18 protein-coding genes are annotated in these 17458 nt (G+C 33.8%); 15 read left to right on the top strand and 3 right to left on the bottom strand.

The genetic code is table 11. The features are described from left to right. Window positions 1–198: 198 nt before the first annotated feature. The 15 genes from mraZ (at window position 199) to NH288_RS06645 (ending at window position 14468) form a co-directional block, all read left to right on the top strand. Window positions 199–612 (top strand): division/cell wall cluster transcriptional repressor MraZ, encoded by a 414-nt coding sequence (gene mraZ, locus NH288_RS06715; RefSeq protein WP_106460640.1) that lies wholly within the window; start codon window positions 199–201, stop codon window positions 610–612. 1 nt (window position 613) lies between these two features. Then, window positions 614–1537 (top strand): 16S rRNA (cytosine(1402)-N(4))-methyltransferase RsmH, encoded by a 924-nt coding sequence (gene rsmH, locus NH288_RS06710; protein ID WP_265214121.1) that lies wholly within the window; start codon window positions 614–616, stop codon window positions 1535–1537. Between the two features lies 1 nt (window position 1538). After that, a complete protein-coding gene (locus NH288_RS06705; RefSeq protein WP_265214120.1) occupies window positions 1539–1910 on the top strand; it encodes a hypothetical protein in 372 nt (123 codons plus the stop codon). Window positions 1911–1928: 18 nt separating this feature from the next. Further along, the gene (gene mraY / locus NH288_RS06700) at window positions 1929–2876 is read left to right on the top strand and encodes a phospho-N-acetylmuramoyl-pentapeptide-transferase (protein ID WP_106460638.1); all 948 of its coding nucleotides are present in this window, start codon (window positions 1929–1931) and stop codon (window positions 2874–2876) included. After that, window positions 2873–4189 (top strand): UDP-N-acetylmuramoyl-L-alanine--D-glutamate ligase, encoded by a 1317-nt coding sequence (gene murD / locus NH288_RS06695; RefSeq protein ID WP_265214119.1) that lies wholly within the window; start codon window positions 2873–2875, stop codon window positions 4187–4189. Before mraY ends, murD begins: the two co-directional genes overlap by 4 nt. Before the next feature lie 2 nt (window positions 4190–4191). Then, window positions 4192–5277, top strand: a complete 1086-nt coding sequence (murG, locus tag NH288_RS06690; RefSeq protein ID WP_265214118.1) for an undecaprenyldiphospho-muramoylpentapeptide beta-N-acetylglucosaminyltransferase — start codon at window positions 4192–4194, stop codon at window positions 5275–5277. Next, the gene (locus NH288_RS06685; protein ID WP_265214117.1) at window positions 5277–6068 is read left to right on the top strand and encodes a cell division protein FtsQ/DivIB; all 792 of its coding nucleotides are present in this window, start codon (window positions 5277–5279) and stop codon (window positions 6066–6068) included. The genes murG and NH288_RS06685 overlap by 1 nt, the downstream gene beginning before the upstream one ends. Before the next feature lie 42 nt (window positions 6069–6110). Then, entirely contained in the window at window positions 6111–7214 is a 1104-nt protein-coding gene (ftsZ, locus tag NH288_RS06680; protein ID WP_265214116.1) for a cell division protein FtsZ, read from the top strand. Window position 7215: 1 nt separating this feature from the next. Continuing rightward, window positions 7216–7689 (top strand): transcriptional regulator NrdR, encoded by a 474-nt coding sequence (gene nrdR, locus NH288_RS06675; RefSeq protein WP_265214114.1) that lies wholly within the window; start codon window positions 7216–7218, stop codon window positions 7687–7689. 150 nt (window positions 7690–7839) lie between these two features. Further along, complete coding sequence (locus tag NH288_RS06670) at window positions 7840–9159, top strand: replication-associated recombination protein A (RefSeq protein ID WP_265214113.1); 1320 nt, start codon at window positions 7840–7842, stop codon at window positions 9157–9159. Beyond that, window positions 9149–10537 carry an asparagine--tRNA ligase gene (asnS, locus tag NH288_RS06665; RefSeq protein WP_265214111.1) on the top strand — a complete coding sequence of 463 codons (1389 nt, stop codon included), beginning with the start codon at window positions 9149–9151 and terminating at the stop codon, window positions 10535–10537. Before NH288_RS06670 ends, asnS begins: the two co-directional genes overlap by 11 nt. Window positions 10538–10545: 8 nt before the next feature. Then, window positions 10546–12948 (top strand): leucine--tRNA ligase, encoded by a 2403-nt coding sequence (gene leuS, locus NH288_RS06660; protein WP_265214109.1) that lies wholly within the window; start codon window positions 10546–10548, stop codon window positions 12946–12948. Between the two features lie 191 nt (window positions 12949–13139). Then, a complete protein-coding gene (locus NH288_RS06655; RefSeq protein ID WP_106460629.1) occupies window positions 13140–13733 on the top strand; it encodes a TVP38/TMEM64 family protein in 594 nt (197 codons plus the stop codon). Between the two features lie 8 nt (window positions 13734–13741). After that, window positions 13742–14080: an SdpI family protein gene (locus NH288_RS06650; protein ID WP_106460628.1), complete on the top strand. Its 339-nt coding sequence runs from the start codon at window positions 13742–13744 to the stop codon at window positions 14078–14080. Window positions 14081–14156: 76 nt separating this feature from the next. After that, the gene (locus NH288_RS06645) at window positions 14157–14468 is read left to right on the top strand and encodes a glutaredoxin family protein (protein ID WP_265214104.1); all 312 of its coding nucleotides are present in this window, start codon (window positions 14157–14159) and stop codon (window positions 14466–14468) included. A 79-nt stretch (window positions 14469–14547) separates the two neighbouring features. Here NH288_RS06645 and NH288_RS06640 read toward each other — a convergent pair whose 3' ends face one another. The 3 genes from NH288_RS06640 to NH288_RS06630 all read right to left on the bottom strand — a co-directional run bounded on the left by NH288_RS06640 (window position 14548) and on the right by NH288_RS06630 (window position 17412). Beyond that, entirely contained in the window at window positions 14548–16170 is a 1623-nt protein-coding gene (locus NH288_RS06640; RefSeq protein ID WP_265214102.1) for a DEAD/DEAH box helicase, read from the bottom strand. A gap of 170 nt (window positions 16171–16340) precedes the next feature. Continuing rightward, the gene (locus NH288_RS06635; RefSeq protein WP_265214100.1) at window positions 16341–16754 is read right to left on the bottom strand and encodes a DUF2871 domain-containing protein; all 414 of its coding nucleotides are present in this window, start codon (window positions 16752–16754) and stop codon (window positions 16341–16343) included. Further along, window positions 16747–17412, bottom strand: coding sequence for a hypothetical protein (locus NH288_RS06630; protein WP_265214098.1), 666 nt, complete (start codon window positions 17410–17412; stop codon window positions 16747–16749). The genes NH288_RS06635 and NH288_RS06630 overlap by 8 nt, the downstream gene beginning before the upstream one ends. Window positions 17413–17458 lie beyond the last annotated feature (46 nt).

Below are 17458 nucleotides of genomic sequence, written 5' to 3'. Positions count from 1 at the left end.
TAGTGTAAGATTAGTTAATGATGATGTATTACTATTTTGTTTCATAAATACATTGTATCAGAAAAAGACGAGGATGTTTAATTTCCTCGTCTTTTTCTATGTTAGGACTTTTGCAACAGCCCCTTTTTTCTTGCTTTTTTCCCTGATATAGGATAAAATGATAGTGAAGTGGAAGATAGTGGTAAAAGGTGGTAAGAAATGTTCCTAGGTGAATATATCCATAAGATGGATTCAAAAAATAGAATAATGATGCCTAGTGAATTTAGACCTTCTCTTGGAGAAGAATTCTATCTTACCAAGGGACCTGAGAACTCCTTAGTAATTTATACAGAAGAAGAATTTCAAAAAAGGTCTCAAAACCTTGACCAGTTAATCTATGAAAATAAGAAAAATCGTGCTATTAAGAGGCTATTTTTCTCTTCCACTGTCAAGATGAACCTTGATAAACAAGGAAGGATCTTGATAAATAAGAATCTTAAGGACTATGCTAAAATCTCAGATGAGGCCATAATAATTGGCAATAACAATACCATAGAAATATGGGATAGAAAAGTTTGGGATGAATATATAAACGAAGTCGAGGTGAATTTATCCGACATTATGGATGAATGATATGAAATTTGAACATATACCAGTTCTTGCAAAAGAAACTATAGAAAATTTAAATATTAAACCAGACGGAATTTATGCTGACCTAACCCTAGGAAAGGGAGGTCATTCTAAGATGATCCTTGAAAGACTATCTGAAAAGGGACTTCTTATAGGCATAGACCAAGATGAAACTGCCATTAAAGCTGCCAAAGAAAATTTAAAAGACTACAAAAATACTGTATTTTTTAATACTAACTTTGAAAATATTAAAGAAGTCTTGACTGAGGCGGGTTTTAATAAAATCGATGGTGCTCTGATGGACATTGGCGTCAGCTCGTATCAAATCGACAATCCAGAGCGTGGTTTTTCTTATATGAAAGATGGACCACTTGATATGAGAATGGATAGACAAAATGAGTTAACAGCAGAAAAGATTGTCAATGAATACTCTCAGGATGAACTTACAAAGATATTTTTTGATTATGGTGAGGAAAGATTCTCTAAATCCATAGCCAGAAATATAGTAAAGTATCGCGCAAATGAAAGAATTAATACCACTTTCAAACTCCGAAATATTGTTATGAAATCTGCGAACTTCAAGAATGAAGTTCATCCTGAAAAGAGGGTATTTCAAGCCTTAAGGATTGCAGTCAATAGAGAGTTAGACGTATTAGAAAATACCATTGATGATATTATAGATTTTATAAATAAAGATGGCAGACTAGCTATAATTACTTTCCATTCTTTAGAAGACAGGATAGTTAAAAATAAATTTAAAGACTTGGCGACAGATTGTATCTGTCCGCCAGAGATTCCAGTTTGCGTATGTGATCATAGGGCTAAGGTAAAATTGATAACCAAAAAGCCAATCACAGCAAGCAAGGAAGAGTTAGAAGCTAATTCTAGGAGTAAACCTGCTAAACTTAGAGTATGTCAAAGGATATGATATGGCTGAGCGTATAGAATATAAGATAATAAAAAATAATAATAAAGGAAGAGTTAGACTGAAGGTAAAAGAAAAACCAAAAAGATCTAAGTCTTACAATATCGATTTGCTAAGAAAGAGAGATAGGATGATGAAATTCTGGATAAGTCTCTTTGTTTTTTCTATGCTAATGGCTATGACTACTTTTTTGATAAATAAAAGAATAAATTTGTCAAATGAGAGATTTGAGTATAATAGACTACAGGCAGATATAGTAAGTTATGAGCTTCAAAGAGATAGGCTTAAAACTAGCCTTGATGAAGCCGTTGACTTAAATAGAATTCAAAGATATGCCATAGAAGATTTAGATATGGTATATCAGGATAATAATTAGCTGCTGATAGGAAGTAATATGAATAAGTATTTATTAATTTTATTGGGAATATTTTTAAGTTTGGGCTTGTCATTTTTTATAATTCCAATTCTTAAAAGCAAAAAAATCGGTCAAAATATTAGGGCAGTTGGTCCAAAAAGCCATCTAGCTAAGGCAGGCACACCAACCATGGGTGGAATAATCTTTATAATTTCTGCCTTCATCTTAAGTCTATTTTTCTTAGATAAAAGCATGGAAACTCTAATACTTTTAGTATCCATGGTGGGTTTTGGAGCAGTAGGCTTTATCGATGATTTCAAAAAACTAGTATTAAAACAATCTGAAGGTCTTAAACCAAAAGAAAAATTAGTCCTCCAATTTGGGCTAGCAATCTTGGTAAGTATTTTAGCCTTCATAAATGACAAGGAATCTATAACAAGATTACTCATACCATTTACTAATTTTTACCTACCAGTATCAATAATAGGAATTCCTATTATGGTATTTATAATAGTAGGTACTACAAATGCTACAAACCTAACAGATGGTCTTGATGGCCTCTTGGTAAGTGTATCAATCCCAGTATTTATTGCTCTAAGCATAATTGGAAAGACAACCAATAATGAAACTTTTGCACTAATTATGCTTGGAAGTCTCCTAGGATTTTTGGTATTCAACTTTAATCCTGCAAGTGTATTTATGGGAGATACTGGATCTATGGCAATAGGCGGAGCAATCGTAGCCCTTGCAATAAATCTTAAAATTCCAATTTATTTAGTAATATTTGGTGGAGTTTATATGATGGAAACCCTATCAGTAATAATTCAGGTTTTATCATATAGACACAGGAATAAAAAAAGAGTCTTTCTTATGACTCCTATTCATCATCATTTTGAATTAAAAGGTTACAAAGAATCAAAGATAGTAGCAGCCTTCGCTGTTGTATCTATCGTATTATCATTAATAAGTTTGGTGGCATTAGTATGAGTAAGGTATTAGTATATGGACTAGGTGTAACAGGAATATCATCTGTAAAATGTTTGGATAAAAAAGGATATGAGGTTTACACCTTCGATAAAAATAAAGAAAAAATAGAAGAACTCAAGGGCTATAACTATAGCCCTATTTCTTGCGCTAATTTAGAAGATTATAAGTTTGAATTTGTACTTAAATCACCTGGAATAAAGCCAAATGATGAATATGTAGAGCTTTTAGAAAAGAGAAACGAAATCATCTCAGATATAGAAGCATCACAAAGGTTATTTCCTGAAAAAGAAAAAATTGCAATCACTGGTACAAATGGTAAAACTTCCACCACATCGATGGTAAACCATATTTTAAATCAGTCAGATCATAAGGCCTATGCGGTAGGAAATATAGGAGAAGGCATCTTGTGGCAAATGTATAATAATGAGGGAGTCTTTGTTGAAGAACTATCATCATTTCAACTTCATGATAGCAAGTTATATCATCCAAAATTTGCCGCAATCCTAAATATCAATGAAGATCATATAGATTGGCATGGTAGTTTTGATGATTATATAAATTCAAAGCTAAAAATATCATCAAATCAAGATCAGTCAGATGTTTTAGTGATAAACAAAGACGATAGGATTTTACAAGACAATAAGTTAAGCTTTAAGGCAAAAGTTTATGAATTTTCAAGCAGACAAAGGGTGGAAAGAGGTCTTTATCTAAAAGAAAATACAATCTACCTCATAGATGAAAATCATGATGATGAAGGCATTTTAGATGTTAGAGATCTATCTGTAATAGGTAGGCATAATTATGAAAATGCCATGGCAGCTATCCTTTTAACTTATCTATATGGGATAAAGCTTGATGATATTATAAAGTCAATTAATACCTTCAAATCAATTGCTCACAGACTTGAGTTTGTAAAAACAATTGACGGAGTAGATTATTACAATGACTCCAAGGGGACAAATGTCGATAGCTCTGTAAAGGCTATTGAGTCTTTTGATAGACCTATTATTATAATTGCAGGCGGCTATGATAAGCACATCGACTACACTGATTATGTCAAAGCTTTCAAGAAAAATGGCAAACTTATGATAATAATGGGCCAGACAAAGCAAAAGCTAGAAAATATCTGCAAGGACCTAGGAGTTTCTTATATAATGGTAGAAAATATGAAAGAAGCCTTAGATGAAGCTTATAAAGAAGCCAAAAGCGGTGATGTAGTTTTACTATCTCCAGCCTCTGCTTCATGGGATATGTACAAGTCCTATGAACAAAGGGGAGATGACTTTAAAGACCTTGTAAAAAAGTTAGGATAAATATGAAAAGAGCAATAATAACTGGTGGTGGGACAGGTGGTCACATCTATCCTGCCATAGCAATAGGTGATAAGATAAAAGAAGAAAATCCAGGAGTAGAAATACTTTATGTTGGAATAAAAGGCGGCCCAGAAGAAAGGATAGCCAAGAAAAACGGATATAAATTTCATTCTATAGAAGCAATGGGCATACCTAGAAAGATTAATAAAAGATTATTTAAATCACTTTTAGCAAATATTAAAGGATTTGGCCAAGCTAAAAAAATTATAAAGGATTTCAAACCAGAATTAGTTGTAGGAACTGGTGGCTATGTATGTGCACCTATTCTTTACCAGGCTGCAAGAGCTCATATTCCATCAATTGTTCATGAATCAAATTCTTATCCAGGTATGGCAAGTAAATTCCTATCTCAAAGGGTTGATAAGGTATTAATTTCCTACGAGGAAGCAAAAAAGCATTTTAAATATCAAAAAAATATTGTAGTAACAGGCAATCCTGTTAGAAATGATTTCAATCTTACTTATACTGAAGAGGATTTAAAAAGTCTTGGAATAGATGAAGATAAGCCTATTGTATTTTCTTTTGGGGGATCAAATGGATCTTATGCATTAAATCAAGCAGTTTTAGAACTAAGCAAAAAGCTTGATGGAAAATATTACCTCCTCCATCAAACTGGAAATAGGTATTATGATGATTTTGTAAAGAAAGCATCACCAAGCAAATACCTAAAAGTTTTTGAATATATAGATAATATTGATCTTTTTTATGGCCTAGCAGATTTAATAATAGCTTCATCAGGAGCGATGAGTCTTGCAGAAATTTCATCAGTTGGCAAGGCTTCGATATTAATACCTAAGGCATACACTACAGAAAATCATCAAGAGTATAATGCAAGAACTTATATGGACCATGGAGCAAGCCTTATGATTTTAGAAAAAGATTTAAAAGCTGACCTATTAAATGAATCTATATTGAGTATAATAAAAGATAAAGATACTATGCAAAAAATGGGGGAAGAAGCTTATAAACTTGCTGATATGTCCGCAACTGACAAAATTTATAGCGAGATTACTAAGTTAATTGATTAATGACTAATAAAAACGATGATAGAATTATAAAAAAGGGATCAAAAATTTTTAGTAAAAAATATATAGCTAGAAGACCAGGTAAGGAAGAAATTGAAAAGCCTAAAAGTAAGATTTTCTTCTTCCTTATTTTATTGGCATTTTTACTTGGTATATTTGTAAATCTTTACACGCATCCCTTTATGAAAATACAGGATATATACATAAAAGGTAATGTTATAACTGATGATACAGAGGTAATAAAGAAGCTTAGGTCACCAGTTGGTAAAAATATACTATTATATGATTATAAAAGAAGCGAAAAGGAACTTAAAAAATTAAACTTTGTAAAGACAGCAAGAGTTAGGAAGGTTTTTCCTAAGATTTTATCAGTAGAAATTGGAGAAGACTTCCCACTTTATAAGATAAAAAATAAGGATGTTTACGTATCAAATAATGGACTTATAACAGCTGATGTGGATAAGATAAATACCGAAAGGCTTATCGAAATAGATATAAATTCTTATAATAAAGAATTGGGTGAAAATTTTACCTCTTCTGAAACTACAATGAATTTTATTAAGGCTATAAGCGCATCTCCTATTATAGGTAGGGTAAGTAAGTTAAATTTGGAAAATAAGCTTGATATTGGTATAATGGTAGAAGATATTGAAGTTAAGTTTGGTGATTTAAATAATGTTGATTACAAGATTAAATTACTAAATAAAGTTTTAGCCGATATAAAAAACAAGGGCAAAAAAGTAGAAAGTATTAACTTAAACAACGGCGATAAGCCAGAAGTTGTGGTAGATTAATCTTTTAGCTAAATCTAAAAATAGAAAACGACGGGGGAATTTATGGCAAACATTAATTATGATATGGAAAACAATTCTTTAGCTAAGATAAAAGTTATTGGTGTTGGTGGTGGTGGAAATAACGCCATCAGCAGGATGAGAGATAACGGCCTATCTGGTGTAGAGTTTATGGCACTTAATACTGACCTTCAAGCTCTACAAGGTTCAAACGCTGATATTAGACTTCAAATAGGTGAAAAGCTTACAAGAGGTCTTGGAGCAGGAGCTAACCCACAAGTAGGTGAAAAGGCAGCAGAAGAATCTAAAAGTGAAATAGAAGAAGCTATAAAAGGCGCAGATATGGTATTTATCACAGCTGGAATGGGCGGTGGTACAGGTACAGGTGCAGCTCCAGTTGTAGCACAAGTAGCAAAAGAAATGGGAATCCTAACAGTAGGTGTAGTTACAAAACCATTCTCATTTGAAGGTAGAAAAAGAGCTAATCAAGCAGAATCAGGTATTGAAAAATTAAAAGAAAATGTAGATACCCTAATAACAATACCAAACGATAAACTACTCCAAATTGTTGAAAAAAGAACATCAATGGTAGAAGCCTTCCAAATGGCAGACCAAGTACTTATGGACGCTGTAAGTGGTATATCTGAACTGATAGCAGTACCAAACGTAATTAACCTAGATTTTGCTGATGTTAAATCAATCATGGCAGATCAAGGAATGGCACACATGGGTATTGGTAGAGCAAGCGGAGAAAATAGAGCAGTTGATGCTGCGAAAGCTGCTGTTAACTCACCACTTCTTGAAACAAGCATAGAAGGAGCTAATGCAGTACTATTAAACGTTACAGCTGCAGAAGTAGGCTTAATGGAAGCAAATGAAGCAGCTGAGCTAATCAGAGACCACATAGATTCTGATGCAAACATAATATTTGGTGTTGGTTCTGACGAAACAATGGGTGAAGAAATCAAGATTACAGTAATAGCTACAGGATTTGATAATGCGGGCAGACCTAGAAGAGCAGATAGATCAAATTCGTCTGACGAATTAAGAGCTCCTCAAAGAAACAACGCAAACAACGTCAATAGAAATAGCCAAAGGAGATCATCAAACTTATTTGATGATTTAGAGCTTCCTGACTTCTTAAAATAATATGAGATGTCCCTATTGTGATTCTAAAAATACAAGGGTATTAGATTCTAGATCAACTGATGATGACAGGGCTATTAGACGAAGAAGATTGTGCGAAGATTGTGACAAGAGATTTTCGACCTACGAAAGGTATGAAGATTCCACAATCATGATTATCAAAAAAGACAACACAAGAGAGGCTTTTGACCCAAGAAAGCTAATCTCAGGCATTGTCAAGTCTTGCCAAAAAAGACCTGTCAGCATGGATCAAATAGAAGAAGTAGCTAAAAATATTGAAACCAAAGTTAATCATACTGGCAAAAAAGAAGTAACTTCAACATATATAGGACAGCTTGTCATGGATGAATTAAAAGACTTAGATCCAGTAGCATATGTGAGATTTGCATCTGTTTATAGAGAATTTAAGGATGTCGATTCATTTTATGAGGAGATTATAAATTTAAAAGATGATAAAGGGCTGTTGCAGAATGAATAAATCATCCCGAATCATTAGAGGAACCTCCACGAAAATTTTGCCTCCACGAGCCGGCAGGCTAGGCCAAAAATTTTCTAAGAGAACCCTCTAATGATGGGATGATAGTTATTCATAATTTTGCAACAGCTCTTTTTCTATTAAGGAGGGCAAATGGATTTATTTGAATTAAATAGACAAAGAGAACTTTCAAAAAATGCACCTCTTGCAGATAGGTTAAGGCCAAATTCTCTTGATAAATACATAGGTCAAGAACATTTGGTAGGACATGGTAAGATTATCAGAAGGATGATCAAGGCTGATAGGATTTATTCTTGTATATTTTATGGACCACCTGGAATAGGCAAGACTACTCTTGCAAAAATCATATCAAACACCACAAACATGGCCTTTGAAGAAGTATCTGCTGTAGCTAGTGGCATAGGTGATTTAAAGGAGAAGGTTCAAATTGCAAAGGATAATTTGTCTTATGAAAATAAAAGGACCATACTATTTGTCGATGAGATCCATAGATTTAACAAAAGCCAGCAAGATTACCTTTTGCCTTTTGTAGAAGATTCGACTATAACCCTGATTGGGGCAACTACAGAAAATCCATATTTTGAAGTAAATAAGGCTCTTATTTCAAGGATGTATGTATTTGAGCTTAAAGAATTAAGCGATGATGACCTTAAAAAACTTATAGATCTTGCCCTAAAGGAAGATGAGATATTAAAAAATAAGGACATTAGGTTAAGCGATAATGCTATTTCCACCCTTGTAAGATATTCTAATGGCGATAGCAGGGCCCTATTAAATGCTTTAGAAATCGCCATATTTTCAGAAGATGAAAAAGATGGTAGAATAGATATAGACTCTGCTACTATCGAAAATTCCATAAACAAGAAAATTGCCGTCTATGATAAAAATGGCGACAGGCATTATGATACGATTTCTGCCTTTATTAAGTCTATGAGAGGCTCTGATATTGATGCAGCTCTTTACTATCTGGCAAAGATGCTAGAATCTGGCGAAGATATCAAATTCATCGCAAGGAGGATGATAATTTTTGCAGCAGAAGATATTTCAAATGCAAATCCTAATGCCCTAGTCCTAGCTAACGCTTGTTTTGAAGCGATTGATAAGATTGGCATGCCAGAAGCAAGGATTATCCTGGCCCAGACTGTGGTTTATCTAGCAGCAAGCCTAAAGAGTAATTCGACCTACCTTGCAATTGACAAGGCAATAGATTTTGTAAGAAACAATAAAGATAGTACAGTACCAAATAAGTTAAAAGATAGTCACTATGCTGGAAGTAAGAATCTCATAAAGGATGAGTATTTATACCCACATGCTTTTGGTGGCTATGTAAAACAAGATTATCTGCCGGATGATTTTGTTGAAGAAAAATTTTATGAGCCTATTTTAAAAGGCTATGAGAAAGAAATGATCGAAAGATTAAATAAAGTTAAGGAAGGCAATAATGAAGATTAGAGAATTATTAGAGAAAGCGGAAAGTTTAGTTGATAGTGAAGTAGTTATAGAAGGTTGGATTAGAAACTCTAGATTTAGTAAAAACGTGGGTTTTATCGATTTAAATGATGGATCAACCTTTAAAAACCTCCAAGTAGTAGTGGGCAAAGAAATTGAAAATTACGATGAACTTGATAAACAACACCTATCTGCAAGTCTTAAGATAGAAGGTAAGCTTGTTTCAACTGGAAAAGATAACAATCCATATGAAATTCAAGCAGCTAAGGTAACTGTTCTTGGTGAATCTTCAGAGAAATTCCCAATTCAAAAGCAAAGACAAACCTTTGAATTTATGAGAACAATCCCTCACTTAAGACCTAGAACAAATACATATAGAGCTGTATTTAGAACAAGATCAATTTTAGCCTTTGGACTTCATAAATTTTTCCAAGAAAGAAACTTTGTATATGTAAACCCACCAATTATCACATCAAGTGATGCTGAAGGTGCGGGTGAGATGTTTAATGTAACAACGATTGACCCTAATGATCCACCAAGAAGAGAAGATGGAAAAGTCGATTACAACAAAGACTTCTTCAGCAAAAAATCTTACATGACAGTATCAGGCCAGCTTGAGGCTGAAGACTATGCCCTAGCTTTCGGAAATGTTTATACCTTTGGACCTACCTTTAGGGCTGAGGTATCAAATACACCTAGACATGCTGCAGAATTCTGGATGCTTGAGCCTGAAATGGCCTTTGCTGATTATAATGTATGCATGGATACTGCTGAAGATATGATAAAATACGCAATTGACTATTTACTTGAAAATGCAAAAGATGAGATGGAATTTTTCAACAAATGGATTGATAAGGGCCTAATCGAAAGACTAGAAAAACTAAGAAATTCAGAATTTGCAAGAATCACTTATACAAAGGCTATAGAATTATTAAAAGAATCTGGAGAAAAATTCGAATTCCCAGTTGAATGGGGCATGGATCTTCAAACAGAACACGAAAGATACCTATCAGAAAAAATTGTAAATGGTCCAGTATTTGTAACTGATTATCCAAAAGACATTAAGGCCTTCTATATGAAGAGAAATGATGATGGTAAGACAGTAGCAGCCTTTGATATGCTTGTTCCTGGAGTAGGGGAGCTAATCGGTGGTTCTCAAAGAGAAGAAAGATACGATGAGCTTGTAAAATCTATGGAAGATAATGGCTTAAATCCAGAAGAATATCAAAACTACCTAGATCTAAGAAGATTTGGTACAGTAGTTCACTCAGGTTTTGGACTAGGTTTTGAAAGAGCAATGATGTATGTAACAGGCATGAAAAATATCAGAGACGTGATAGCTTATCCAAGATATGTAAACGCGTTTGCTAACAACAACTAGGGGGAACAATGGTAGAATATAATCCAAATGCCATAGAAAAAAAGTGGCAAAAAAAATGGGAAGAAGAAAAAACATTTAAATCAGAAATAGATTCATCAAAGAAGAAATTTTATCCTTTAGTAGAATTTCCATATCCATCTGGACAAGGCCTACACGTAGGCCATCCACGTCCTTATACTGCCCTTGATGTAGTGGCTCGTAAGAGAAGACTAGATGGAGAAAATGTAATGTATCCAATGGGTTGGGATGCTTTTGGCCTACCAGCTGAAAATTACGCTATAGAAAATAAAATCCACCCAGCAATTATTACAGAAAAGAACATAAACCACTTTAGGGACCAAATGAGATCAATTGGCTTCTCATTTGATTGGGACAGGGAAATAAATACAACAGATCCTGATTATTATAAATGGAGCCAGTGGATTTTTATCCAAATGTTTAAAAAAGGCCTAGCTTACAAGTCAGAAACATCTGTAAACTGGTGCCCATCATGCCTAGTTGGCCTTGCCAATGAAGAGGTAGTGGATGGAAAGTGTGAAAGATGTGGAGCTGAGGTAGAGCATAAGCTAAAAAATCAATGGATGCTAAAGATAACTGCCTACGCAGACAGACTCATAGATGACCTAGCTGAAGTTGACTATGAATCAAGAATAAAAGCTAGCCAAATAAATTGGATAGGAAGAAGCCACGGGGCAGATGTTAATTTTAGCCTAAAAGATAGGGATGAAAAGCTTACAGTTTATACTACAAGACCAGACACAATCTTTGGTGTAACCTATATGGTAGTTTCACCAGAACATCCAATCTTAGAAAAATTTAAGGATGATATCAAAAACTACGATGATATCCTTGCTTACAAACATAAGGCAAGCTTAAAATCTGACTTTGAAAGAAGTGAGCTAAATAAGGATAAAACTGGGGTAATGATTGATGGCCTATCAGCAATTAATCCACTAAATAACAAGGAAATTCCAATTTGGGTATCAGATTATGTCCTAATGTCCTACGGTACAGGAGCAATAATGGCAGTACCTGCTCACGATGAGCGTGACTTTGAATTTGCAAAGAAATTTGATATGCCAATAATTCCTGTTTATGATTCAAAAGATGAGCTTCCTGTAACAGATATTGAAAAGGGAACAGCTATAAATTCTGATTTCTTAAATGGCCTATCTGCAACAGAAGCCAAGAAAAAAGCCATTGAATATGTAGAAGAAAATAAACTGGGAGAAGCTAAGACAAACTTTAAGCTTCGTGACTGGGTATTTTCTAGACAAAGATATTGGGGTGAACCAATTCCAATGGTATATTGTGATGAGTGCGGTTGGGTGCCAGTAGATGAAAAAGACCTACCAGTAAGACTCCCTGAGATAGAGTCTTATACACCAACAGCCACAGGTGAATCACCACTAGCTAAGATAGATGATTTTGTAAATACTACCTGTCCGCATTGTGGAAAACCAGCAAGACGTGAAACAGATACCATGCCTCAATGGGCAGGATCAAGCTGGTATTATCTTAGATATGCAGATCCACACAACCACGAAGAAATAGCAAGCAAAGAAGCTCTTGATTATTACACACCAGTTGATTGGTACAACGGAGGAATGGAACATACCACCCTTCACCTTCTTTACTCAAGATTCTGGCACAAATTCCTTTATGATATAGGTGTAGTGCCAACAAAAGAACCATACAAAAAGAGAACAAGCCATGGAATGATCTTAGGATATGATGGCCAAAAAATGAGTAAATCAAGAGGAAATGTTGTAAATCCTGATGATATAATAAGAGATTTTGGTGCAGATACCCTAAGAACCTACGAAATGTTCATGGGAGATTTCTCATCAGTAGCCAAGTGGTCAGATGAGGGAGTTAAGGGATGTAGAAAATACTTAGAAAGAGTCTTTAACTTAATCGACCTTGTAGAAGATGGGGATGACTATAGCAAAGAGCTTGAAGTATCAATTAACCAAACTATCAAAAAAGTAAGTGATGATTTTGAAAATCTTAAGTTCAATACAGCCATAGCCGCCCTAATGAGTCTATTAAATGAAATGAGAGCTCTTGGTAAAATCACCAAGGCTGACTTTAAAACCTATATAACCCTACTAAATCCAGTAGCTCCTCACCTTACAGAGGAATTATGGCAAATGGCAGGCTTTGATGGAGAACTTAACCAAACAAGCTGGCCAAAATATGACGAATCTAAGCTAAGCTTTGATACAATCGACCTACCAGTCCAAGTAAATGGCAAGGTAAGAGGAAAGATAACAATAAGTAAAACAGCAAGTAAGGAAGAAGCTCTAGACTTAGCATCTAAAGAAAATAATGTAAATTCTTATATAGAAGGCAAGGAATTTAGAAAAGTAATCTATGTTCCAGGCAAAATTCTAAATCTAGTAGTTTAAAAAATATTTAAAAAGAGAAAATCTTCGGGTTTTCTCTTTTTTGATGATACGCTGAAATTTTATTATTAAGGAATTCTTAAAAATTATAACTTTTTTTAAAGTCATAATTGTGTTATTATATAAGAAGAACTTGACAGTTAAAAAGCATTAATGTATGATATCACTACATACATCATACAGTAGAGGCGAAAATGAAATCTTTTATCAAAAAAAATTTATTCAATATAATATCAATAATCCTATTAATAATAGCCTTAATACTTGCTTTTATAGTTTATAAGAAGGGCTACTTTAACTCTCTAGAAAGCTTCAGAGAACTGATTTTATCTAAGGGAGCCTGGGGTCCAGCTGTATTTATGATTATTCAGATAATACAGATAGTAATCCCGATAATACCAGGAGGCCTTACCTGTGTAGCAGGAGTAGTTATATTTGGGGCCTTTTGGGGCTTTGTTTATAATTATATCTCAATTTGTGCTGGTTCAATACTTGTGTTTTTTATTTCCAGAACCTTTGGTAGATCCATAGTAATAAGGATTTTTGGAGAAGATACATATAATAAACACAAGGATAAGCTAAAAGAGAAGACCTATGACAGATTTTTCGCCCTTGCTATATTTTTACCTGTAGCTCCTGATGATTTTTTGTGTTACCTAACTGGCCTAACTGATATAAGTGTAAAAAAATATATAGCCATAATCTTATTGTGTAAGCCAGCTAGCATCTTGGCCTATTCCATGGGATGGGCTCTTGGTTTAGACTTTGTGATGAAAAGTATAAGATAGGAGATAATATGAATTTTGAATCCTTGCCTATATTTTTAGTACCAGCTTATTTGGTATTTGTAGGTTATATTTCAAATATGATAAAGAACAAAGAAATAGATAAAAAATATGGTTATAGGAGCGATTTATCAATGAAAAATAAGCAGAATTGGTATTTTGCCAATGATTTTATGGCCAAAGGTGCCTTTAGCCTAGCTATAGTTTTTATCATCCTTGGCCTAATCTTAAATAAATTTGTTATAATGTATACCTATAGAAAGATCATCCTAGTAATTATAGAATTTATGGCCTATGTAATTCTTGGAATTATTTTAGAGTCCAGGCTTAAAAGGGTTCACAAGAAGTGATTTTATTAAGTTTTTTCTTATAAGCTTTGGGTAAATATATATTAAGTAAGACGTTAATGTATATAGAAAGGATTTTATGAGAAAAGAAATAGTAAGAGAATGGGATTTTGAACTTTATTTTAAACCTGATTGCCCATATTGCTTAAAAGTTTTAAATTATTTTAGGGACAATGATATAATCAAGTTTCCATCATATAATACAGAAGATGTAAACTGCGGTTATGAAAACCAAGATAAGTTAATCGAAGTAGGTGGAAAAGTCCAGGTTCCTTGCATGGTCATAGATGACAAAGCTATGTATGAATCTGATGATATCATAGCCTATGCCAAGGAAAATTTCCTAGAAAAAGCCAAAGAAAATAAGGCTAAAAGAGAAAAAAATAAATAAGAATTTTAAAAGCCCAAATTTTGACTTAAGCCAATCTATATATTAGATTAGCTTCAAAAAAACTTGGGCTTTTCTTATTTTATTTTTTAGCTTCTTCAACTTTTACTTTTTTACCTGATATTTTTTTGTTATTTAATCCTTTAATAGCCTTATCTATTAAGTCTTTATCTATATCTACAAAGCTGTAAGATTTTTGAATTCTAATTTGGCCAATTTGATCATTTGGAATATGTCCAAGTCGGTTTAAGGCCTTAACAATTTTATTTGCATTGAAATTATCAAGTTTTCCCCTGTTTATAAATAAGGTTGCCATATTTTCATCATTAAATTTTGGATGGGCCTTCTTACTCTTAGTTTGCTTATTAGATTTTTTTGCCTTGTTATTGTCAATACCATCAATTTTTTCGTGATGATTTCTGGTTGATTTTCCAAGCTTTTCGCTTAGAAGGACCTGGGCAATGATGAAGGGATCGTAACCTTTTTCCATAAGAGCTATTAAGATAGCTTGTTCCTTGTCTGACTTAGAATAATTTTCTAGCTTAGAGCTAATTTCCTCAATAATATTTTCTTCTTGACTTTTACCCATCTCAGCTAGGCTTGGGATTTCCATTTCCTCTATATGGGCCTTGGTATATTTTTCTATAGCCTTTAGTCTTTGCCTGTCCTTACCTGCTATAAAGGAGTAGCTAACCCCACTTTTACCAGCCCTGGCAGTCCTTCCTATCCTGTGAACGTAGTATTCATCTAGTTGGGGTAGGTCATAGTTAAATACTATATCTACATTATATACATCTAGGCCACGGGCAGCTACATCAGTTGCAACCAGGATATGGATAGTATTGTTCCTAAACTTTTTCATCACCTGGTCTCTTTGGCCTTGTTTTAGATCCCCATGGAGGCCATCTACAAGATAAGATTTTTTGCTTAGATTTTCTACAAGTCTATCGACTTTTCTTTTTGTATTACAAAATACTATGGCAAGTTGGGGCTTATTTATCTCAAGTAGCCTGGTTAGGGTCTCTTCCTTATCAGCTTCCTTCATAGGGATATAAAATTGGTCAATTCTATCAACAGTTAGTTCTTCAGCTTTTATCTTTATAGAAACTGGATCGTTTTGATATATTTTAGAAAATTCTGTTATTTCCTTGCCCATTGTTGCTGAAAAAAAGCAAGTTTGTCTTTCTTCATTTGTCGCATCAAGTATAAATTTCATATCATCCCTAAAGCCCATATCAAACATCTCGTCTGCTTCATCTAGGACCACTATATCTAGCTTATCTAGTTTAAGAACCCTTCTTTTCATCAGGTCCATTAGCCTACCAGGTGTACCGACTACGATTTCTACACCCTTCTTAAGGGCTTTTATTTGCCTTACAATTTGGGTCCCACCATAGACAGATAAGATTTTGATATCCTTCTTATATTTAGCTAATTTTTCAATTTCTTTTGTTACTTGCATACATAATTCCCTAGTTGGGCATAGGATAAGGGCTTGTGTTATTCCGTTTGTCTCTACTTTTTCAACAATAGGGATAGCAAATGCTGCAGTTTTGCCTGTACCTGTTTGAGCTTGGCCAATCAAATCTCTACCTTCAAGGAGGACAGGGATGGTTTGTTCTTGTATTGGTGATGGACTTTCAAATCCCATGTCTGCTAATGCTTTTAGTGTTTCTTCTGATATTTTTAATTCTTTAAATTCCATTAATTGTTTATTTTTCCTTTTCTCTTTGCTAATTAAAAAAGGCAGTCGCCATAAGACAACTGCCAAATACTATATTCATTATACCCTGACTTAATTATTAATCACTCATTTTAAGAAACATTTAGTTTGCCATACAAAATATCAATTAACTCTATTATAAGAAAATGAACTTATTCTTTTACTAAACTTTTAAGAAAAGAATAAAGAAAATAAAAAGCAAGGGTAAGTATTATATGGCCAAGGCCAGCAAAACCTGAAATACTTGCATCAAGAGCCATTTGATTTAGGTCATAAATTTGATAAAAGCCCCTGACAACTAGACTTAAAAGACTTAAGCTAAGGCCTATATTATAGGTGATATAAAATCTTTTTTCTTTCTTAATATCTGAAGAATCAAAGTTTTTAGCAAATAGGGTCAAGATAAGAAAAATTATAAAGCCAAGCACAAGGCTGTGGCCATGGGCAAGGGCAAGGCTTGTCCTGCCTGTAAAGCCTATAAATTTTGTAAACTCCCTATAAAAGGCTCCTATAAATAAGCCAAAAACTCCATAAGTAAAGGCTGTTTTGATATATTTTCTAGTCATTATTTTCTCCTTTCATTGCAAAATAACCAATAAGAATTGTCCATATATAGGTGCAGGTTTTTGGTATCATTAATATGCCGATAAGAGGCATAGTTTTTTCAAATAAGACCACCGGCAAATAGAATCCAAAGCTTAGAACTATGGTTAACCAGAGATTTTTAAAGGCTAGGTCTCCTTCTTCTCTAGATTTCTTATAGAAAATGATTATTATAAGGAGTCCTAAGATAGCAAAGGGGATATTTCTATATATAGCCCAAGCAAATGGTGAATTTGTACTCAAAAACATATTTTCTGGGCATAGGACCAGGCTAATCCTTAATAAGGCTAAGATCCATATTAGTATAGTTAAGCTTTTCCTATCCTTAATCTTGTAGCGCAAACGCCAAATATAGTATAAAATTAGGTAAAATATGGTCATCGTGATAGAAGTAATTAACTTACCAAGACCAAGAGCAAAGGTCCAGTTTTCTAGGCCTGTAGTATTTAGGGCTAGGGCTCTGGGAACTAGGTGGAAAGCATCTCCTAGGCCTAAAACAAGGGCCATTAGGCCAAATAAGAAATATTGCCTATCTTTTCCCTCTCTAACCATCCTCATACCAAGGAATGTCACAGTTGTTAGGTAAAAAATATCAAAGAGACTTTCAAATATAGCTTGCATATTATCCTTCTTTCTGAACACTGTTCATTTTTGAGTTTTAGAAAAC

The organism is Anaerococcus sp. NML200537, from assembly GCF_026131715.1.
Lineage (GTDB): Bacteria > Bacillota > Clostridia > Tissierellales > Peptoniphilaceae > Anaerococcus > Anaerococcus kampingae.
This window is presented reverse-complemented; position numbering and strand designations above follow the sequence as displayed.